Source organism: Burkholderia sp. BCC1985 (assembly GCF_905339915.1).
GTDB lineage: Bacteria > Pseudomonadota > Gammaproteobacteria > Burkholderiales > Burkholderiaceae > Burkholderia.
The window spans coordinates 1-866 of record NZ_CAJPGY010000121.1 but is presented as its reverse complement, the minus strand read 5'-3'; the positions used below and the strand labels follow the sequence as shown (position 1 = coordinate 866).

General features: G+C 53.6%; 1 protein-coding gene. It reads right to left on the bottom strand.

Annotated features, from left to right (window positions below; genetic code table 11):
- Window positions 1–627 precede the first annotated feature (627 nt).
- Window positions 628–866, bottom strand: a 239-nt coding sequence (locus U4Z31_RS36920) for a hypothetical protein (protein WP_321812990.1), incomplete at its 5' end; no start/stop codon positions are given.

The following is an 866-nucleotide window of genomic DNA, read 5'->3' as shown; positions in this document are numbered from 1 at the left end:
GTCAATTATGTGAAATTTGACACTGATGCGCCTTGCCGCAACCATCCTTGCGTCTCCCCTAGGTAATTTAGTGACTTGATAAATCGGACGATTGCCTGGACCTTCCAACCGTTCAAAGAATGCTCTAGCACGGACAATTGCCCCGTTGAGTGTTGATACGTTCCAACGAGCACTACCGGCGATGTGCTCATATCAAATCCTGACATGCCGTGGCGAATACTTGATTTTTTATGTGTAAATACAATTTTTTCGAGAGCACCCGATGCTAAATCATGCGCCGACGCTCAGTCCAACTCCGCCTGCTGACCTGTAACGCGTCCAAGGTGCTAGTGCCGGCAAGTGGATTACGAAGCAGCCTACGTTCATGATTTTTTGTGTGGAAATCCAAATTTCTGCCGGCTGAACGATTCCATCAAGCTGTTGCATCGACCGGTTGAATCCGCCCTTGGAAACTGCCGCCCACACCGCGCCCAGCCAACGGGCCCAAATCGGTCGACAGCACGCATTCACTAGCAGGGACAGGGGCGACTGCTACCCCCTTTGTCGCAGCTAGAGCGGGCCACACCGGTAAAGTGTATGGAAATCCAAGGGGCCCGTATTGTGCTGCACAATACTTTCCGGTATCATTCACGCCCCCCACAAGCTGCGCATACGGATTTCGAGCGAGGCGTCCCGGCCTCGACTATCTGTGCGCATCACGATTCCGTTCGCATCCCGGCAGGCAACCCATTCTGGCGTCATGCTCGCGACGATCGTCGGCTCATCTGTCGAGGAGCATGTATTGGCAATTCCTGATCGGAACGATTCCACATCCCCTGAAATCACAGCCACGGCAAAAGCCGGCCGCCGTGTTTCAAAGGGAAAGG